The 1,359-nt window shown below is 35.0% G+C and carries 1 protein-coding gene and 1 pseudogene; both read left to right on the top strand.

Annotated elements, in window-relative coordinates; all coding sequences use genetic code 11:
* A pseudogene (locus ACFIKQ_RS08950) lies at positions 1 to 97 on the top strand (TrwH protein); the annotation flags it as partial.
* 88 nt (positions 98 to 185) lie between these two features.
* On the top strand, positions 186 to 1,133 hold the full coding sequence (locus ACFIKQ_RS08955) for a type IV secretion system protein (protein ID WP_375656304.1): 948 nt from the start codon (positions 186 to 188) through the stop codon (positions 1,131 to 1,133).
* The last annotated feature ends 226 nt before the right edge of the window (positions 1,134 to 1,359 follow it).

Genomic DNA, 1,359 nt, shown 5'->3' on the forward strand with positions numbered 1-1,359 from the left:
AGCACCAAAGCTCAAACAGCCCAATGATAGGAACCGTGTGCCTATTAATAAAACAATCCCTGACGAAATCAAGCGAGGAGACAACGGAATCTCATAAACTGATTTATGAAGTTAATAATATAATGGTCAGTCTTTCTAAAAATAGTCAGTCTTTCTAAATATGTGAAAATTAAAAGGAATAAAATATGCAAAAGCTGATTATTATCATAGCAATTAGTGCGTTTCTTGGAACAACAAACTTAGTAAGAAGTGACACTGTTACTAAGCAAGGAGGAGCTCATAGCCGTATTACTATAATTCCTGGTATGGGGTCAGGAGGTCTCAGTACAAGCAAAGATTATAGACCAAAAAAACCACCAAAAGGCTATAATCCACCACCTGCACTTCCACCCGATGTTAAAATCGATCTTTCTACTTTGGGAACGATGAGAAATCGCATACCGTCCAAACCTAGTGGCTCTAAGCCATCTAACACAACTCCAGTATCTCCCACAACTCAGGTACCTAAATCAACTTTTGTATCTGCTCCACCTGCAGAATATCTAGAGATTATTAATCTATTAAAAAAAGGGGAAATTATTGAGCTCTTAAAAAAACAGCTTGAGTTGAAAAAAAAACAACTTTTGCAAACAGAAAAAGCCTATCAAGCTATAACAAAGGGTCAGAAAACTGCACCTCAGAAAATAGACTTTTCTAGTTTTTTTCTCAAAGAACCAGAATTGCTCTATAAGAGTGACAAGCTTTCAAGGGAATCATATCAAAAGGTATTAGAGGAAGAAAACAAAATTTCTGGGACTTTTGATCAAATGGGGAAGGCTATTTCAAGGCGTTTACAATTTGCATCGATAGTAGATAAAGCTGTAAGTTTAGAAACTTTTGAAAACGTAGAAAATCGTTTTAAATACCTCCAACATCTATTAGATGAAATTCAAACAAAAGAAAACCTGAAAGATACTGCAGATCTTCAAGCACATATCGATGGTTCGTTAACCATGATCCAAAATGAATTTATAAAGATGGAAATGGTAGCGCATTTACGTAATGCTGAGCAATCACTTATCAAAAGGAAAAGACGCGAACTTGATATGAAAATTTTTGACCATGAAAAAAAAGGGATGCCTACCATACGATAAAAACAAACGCCAATGTAGAAGGTTCAGTACTATCCGAACAATTCAGAGAGGCACAAAGATTTTATCAAAGCCAAGATATCGTAATGCAAATACTTAGGTAATGTATAAATGCAAATAACGCGTTTAGCATGTATCTATGTTTCAAGGTGATAAAAAGTTGAAAATTCGTTAAAGAGGAATTCCATGGACTTTACAGTGTTCACGCAACTTTTCAATAAAATTGATC

Source organism: Bartonella sp. MR63HLJHH (assembly GCF_042194155.1).
Lineage (GTDB): Bacteria > Pseudomonadota > Alphaproteobacteria > Rhizobiales > Rhizobiaceae > Bartonella > Bartonella grahamii.